Here is a 3,665-nt window from a genome sequence, read left to right on the forward strand (position 1 = left end):
GCAGTCCCGTGACCCGGCGCGCTGAGTCCGTCTCCGGCAGGCCGCACTCGCGCGGATCCAGCTGCGCCCGACGGGCCCTGAGGAAGGTGCCGAGGGCACGGGGGTCGGAGTGTGAGGTCATGGCGTCCATTCTCCTGCGGACCGCACACGTGTGAGGTGTGCCGGTGATGTCCGGTGTCGGCCGAGGGCGGCGGGACCTGGAGTCCCGCCGCCCTTCGAGGGGGTGTCAGCGGACGGTGGCGCGGGCGGCCCGCTCGATCACGTTGGCCACCAGGTGCGGGTGGGAGACGGCGACCGAGTGGGAGGCGGCGACCTCGGTGGTGTGCGCGTGGGCGCGCTTGGCCATGAAGCGCTGCACGGAGGCGGGGATGTTGAGGTCTTCGGTGGTGATGATGTCCCAGCTGGGCTTGGTCTTCCAGGCCGCGGTGGTGGCTTTTTCCTCCAGGGCGGCCTGGGCGATGGGACGCTGCTCGGCGGCCATCAGGGCGGCCTGCTGGGCGGGCACGTCGGCGGCGAACTGGTGATGGAACTTGTCCTGCTGGATGTACAGGTCGGTGGCGGTGGAGCCGTCGGCCTGCTTGTAGGTGACCGGGTCGAGGGCGCCGGGGAGGGTGGAGCCCGGGTACTTGTTGGTGAGCTCCAGGGCGCTCTCGCCGGGGGCGGGCAGGAAGGCGGCGACGTAGACCAGGGCCTTGACCTCGGGGTCGTTGGTGGCGGCCTGGCTGATGACGTTGCCGCCGTAGGAGTGGCCGACGAGAATCTTCGGGCCCTTGACGTGGTCGAGGACCGTGCGCAGGGCGGTGGCGTCGGAGGCCGGGCCGCGCAGCGGGTTGGCGGCGGCGATGACCGGGTAACCGTCGGCGCGCAGGTCCGCGATGACGCCGTTCCAACTGGAGCCGTCGGCGAAGGCGCCGTGCTCCAGGACGATGGTCGGCTTGGCGTGCCTGCCGGTGTCGGCGGCCTCGGCGGTCTTGGCCGCGCCGTTGGCGGTGCCGCTGAGGGCGAACGCGCCGAACGCGAGACCTGCCGTGGCCGTCGCGACCGCACCCGTCACCAGCCGCTTGCGTCCACCCTTGATGCTCACCACGACAGACCCCTCTCAGGCTTTTTTCTCGGTACATGGGGCGGGCCGACCCTGCCGGCTTTCGTCACCGCCCTGACTGGTGATGAATTTGTCACGCGATCCGTCACCTGTCAAGGTGGTGACGGAGGGGTTTCCGGCCCGCCGCGCGAGCCTGGACCCTGCGCGGACCGACGCGGACAGAAAGGTGAGGTGCCATGAGTGACGCCGAGGAGAGGGCGCTGCCGGCGGGCGGCTGCTTCTGGGGCATGCAGGAACTGATCCGGGCACTGGCCGGGGTGGTGCGCACCGGGGTGGGCTACAGCGGCGACGACGACAAGCCGGAACCCACCTGTCGCGACCACGGAAAGCACGCGGAGTCGATCGAGATCGTCTTCGATCCCGCGATCACCGACTACCGCACGATCCTGGAGTACTTCCTCCAGATCCACGACCCGACCACGAGGAACCGGCAGGGCAACGACATCGGCCTCAGCTACCGCTCCGCCATCTTCTACGTCGACGACGAGCAGCGTCGTATCGCGCAGGACACCATCGCCGACGTCGACGCGTCCGGGCTGTGGCCGGGACCGGTGGTGACCGAGGTGGTGCCGGCCGGCCCGTTCTGGGAGGCCGAGCCGGAGCACCAGGACTATCTCCAGCGCTACCCGGACGGGTACACCTGTCACTTCCCGCGCCCGAACTGGCGCCTGCCCAGGCGCGGCGAGTCCTGAACACCGGCGCGGCCGGGGGAGGGCGATGTCCTTCCCGGCCGCGCGCCGCGGGGTCACGTCGGCGCTGAACCGTCGACCTACTTGGCCCACGGGTCCCGCACGATGATGTCGGCCGGCGCCGCCGCACAGCCGGAGAGCATCCGTTCGCCCTTCTCCGGGCTCGCTACCCGGGCGTCGCCCGCGACCCCGGACTCGGTGATCCGGCCGAAGGGCACGGCCATGTACACCGGCTCGGTGGCCCCGATGGGCAGCAGCACCACCGCGTCGCGCGCCGCCAGGGCACGCAGCTCGGCGGCGGTCAGCCGGTTCCACTGGACTGCGCTCGTCAGGAACTCCTCCTGGGCATGATCGACGCAGTGCGCGGAGTGCCGGGTCGGTGGCGGGGGGATCTTGGAGGTGACTGGCGCTTGGATGCGGCCGGTGCTCAGAGGTGGTCGGCGTCGACCACGGCCTGGGCAAAGGTGGTGGGGGCTTCCTGCGGCAGGTTGTGACCGATGTTCGCGATCGTGCGGTGCAGGTAGGGGCCGGTGAAGTGGTCGCGGTACGAGGAGCCGTCGCCCGGTGCGGTGAAGGGGTCGAGGGCGGCGTCGAGAGTGACGGTGGGGACGCCGATGGCGGGCTGGGCGGCCAGCTGCTTCTCGTAGCGGTCGTAGCGTCGGTCGCCCTCGATCAGACCGATGCGCCAGCGGTAGTTGTAGAGGACGATGGCGGCGTAGTCGGGGTTCTCGAAGGCCTCGGCGGTACGCGCGAAGGTGGCGTCGTCGAAGTTCCAGTTGGGGGAGACGAGGGTCCACACGTAGCGGCACAGCGCGATGCGCTTGGCCACGTTCTCCATGGTCTTCTTGCCACGGTCGGTGGCGAAGTACCACTGGTACCACCAGTTGTGCTCGACGGCCGGCAGGGCGGGTTCCAGCTGCGCCTTGCGGTTCGTGATGAGGTAGCCGCTGGTGGACAGGAGGGCCTTGACGCGCTCGGGCCACAGGGCGGCGATGATGTCGGCGGTCCGCGAGCCCCAGTCGAAGCCGGCGAGAACGGCCTTCTCGATCTTCAGGGCGTCCATGAACGCGATGATGTCCAGGGCGATGGCGGACTGCTCGGCCGTGCGCGGAGTGTGGCGGGACAGGAAGCGGGTGCTGCCGTGGCCGCGCAGGTAGGGGACGAGGACGCGGTAGCCCAGGTCGGCGAGGAGCGGGGCGACGTCGACGAAGCTGTGGATGTCGTAGGGCCAGCCGTGCAGGCAGATGACGACCGGGCCGTGAGCCGGGCCGGCCTCGGCGTAACCGATGTCCAGGACACCGGCCTTGACGTGCTTGAGCGTGCGGAACTCGGTGTGGGTGCCGGGGGCGATGGTGGGCACCGTGGGAGCGGAAGTGCCGCTCGGCTGGTCCGAGGCGGTTGCGGCGGATGCGTTGGTCTGCAGACTGGACAGTGAGACCGCGGCCGCGCCGGTGCCCAGGCCGACGGCCTTGCTGAAGGTACGCCTGTTGATCATGTGAAGTCCTCCGTCGTGCGTTTTCGGTGACCGGCCCGAGCCCTGAAAACCTTGGCATGCCATTCGTCACCTGTCAAACAGGTGACGAATGGTGGTTTCGGTGATGGGCGGGACCGGCGGCACATACTCTCGTCCGCAACGAAACCGGACACATCAGTCATGTGACGGTCAGATGCGGAGAACGACACCGGGCGTGCGGCACACCCCGTGTGTCAGTCATTCGACTGAGAAAACGCTTCTCGACCTTGCGCACTCACACCCCCTGTTCGCCCTCCAGCTTGTCGAGTGCGTCGCGGAGGGCGGCGCGTGAGGTGATGCCGAGTTTGGGGAAGACGCGGTAGAGGTGTGAGCTGACGGTGCGGGGTGAGAGGTGCATGCG

The 3,665-nt window shown here is 69.4% G+C and carries 5 protein-coding genes and 1 pseudogene; 1 reads left to right on the forward strand and 5 read right to left on the reverse strand.

The window, feature by feature from the left end; all coding sequences use genetic code 11:
• Both ACFV7R_RS46825 and ACFV7R_RS46830 read right to left on the reverse strand, forming a co-directional pair.
• Positions 1-121 (reverse strand): annotated as a pseudogene (locus tag ACFV7R_RS46825) (transcriptional regulator); the annotation flags it as partial.
• 105 nt (positions 122-226) lie between these two features.
• Complete coding sequence (locus ACFV7R_RS46830; RefSeq protein ID WP_385276874.1) at positions 227-1,087, reverse strand: alpha/beta fold hydrolase; 861 nt, start codon at positions 1,085-1,087, stop codon at positions 227-229.
• A gap of 191 nt (positions 1,088-1,278) precedes the next feature.
• Here ACFV7R_RS46830 and msrA point away from each other — a divergent pair, with 191 nt between their 5' ends.
• On the forward strand, positions 1,279-1,794 hold the full coding sequence (gene msrA, locus ACFV7R_RS46835; protein WP_385276876.1) for a peptide-methionine (S)-S-oxide reductase MsrA: 516 nt from the start codon (positions 1,279-1,281) through the stop codon (positions 1,792-1,794).
• Positions 1,795-1,871: 77 nt separating this feature from the next.
• Here the strand turns inward: msrA and ACFV7R_RS46840 are convergent, their stop codons facing one another.
• From ACFV7R_RS46840 to ACFV7R_RS46850, 3 genes are all read right to left on the reverse strand, one after another.
• Complete coding sequence (locus tag ACFV7R_RS46840) at positions 1,872-2,051, reverse strand: hypothetical protein (protein ID WP_385276879.1); 180 nt, start codon at positions 2,049-2,051, stop codon at positions 1,872-1,874.
• 167 nt (positions 2,052-2,218) lie between these two features.
• Positions 2,219-3,286 carry an alpha/beta fold hydrolase gene (locus ACFV7R_RS46845; protein ID WP_385276882.1) on the reverse strand — a complete coding sequence of 356 codons (1,068 nt, stop codon included), beginning with the start codon at positions 3,284-3,286 and terminating at the stop codon, positions 2,219-2,221.
• 253 nt (positions 3,287-3,539) lie between these two features.
• Positions 3,540-3,665: LuxR C-terminal-related transcriptional regulator (locus ACFV7R_RS46850; RefSeq protein ID WP_385276885.1), on the reverse strand; the 126-nt coding region annotated here is incomplete at its 5' end.

Source organism: Streptomyces sp. NPDC059866, assembly GCF_042731325.1.
GTDB classification, from domain to species: domain Bacteria; phylum Actinomycetota; class Actinomycetes; order Streptomycetales; family Streptomycetaceae; genus Streptomyces; species Streptomyces flavusporus.